At 54.3% G+C, this 383-nt stretch carries 1 protein-coding gene; it reads left to right on the top strand.

What is annotated here, in order from left to right; genetic code table 11:
* Positions 1-383 (top strand): hypothetical protein (locus AB4496_RS29790; protein ID WP_372127782.1); only part of this gene is annotated, 383 nt, incomplete at both ends.

Here is a 383-nt window from a genome sequence, read left to right as displayed (position 1 = left end):
TCAGGCACTGTCAGCACTCGCCAAAGCGCAAAACGCCCCACTCATCGAAAAAGCGGTCAGCTTTGCCCTGAACCACCTCTCAGAGCGAGAAGCGGCGTTTAGCCAAAAAGCCTTAGTGGTGGAAGCGGTGCGTTACGCCTTTGAAGAAGCCGGAGGCTCTATTACCAAAGAGCAGGTTGAAACAGAGCTGACTAAACGCAGCGACACCCTCTCTGCAGAGTACAGTGACGGCACACGCTGGACGACGCACGCCGCGCTGGAGACTGAAAAGCGCATCTTGCAAAACATCGATGATGGTAAAGACCAACATCAGCCTTTTGCTACCCACAAACAGGTGCAGGACTTCCTCGATACCAAGCCTCGCCTAACCCAAGGGCAAAAGG

Source organism: Vibrio sp. 10N.222.46.A1 (assembly GCF_041473595.1).
Classification (GTDB): domain Bacteria; phylum Pseudomonadota; class Gammaproteobacteria; order Enterobacterales; family Vibrionaceae; genus Vibrio; species Vibrio tasmaniensis_A.
The sequence above is the reverse complement of the archived record's forward strand: the minus strand, read 5'-3'. Positions and strand labels throughout refer to the sequence as shown.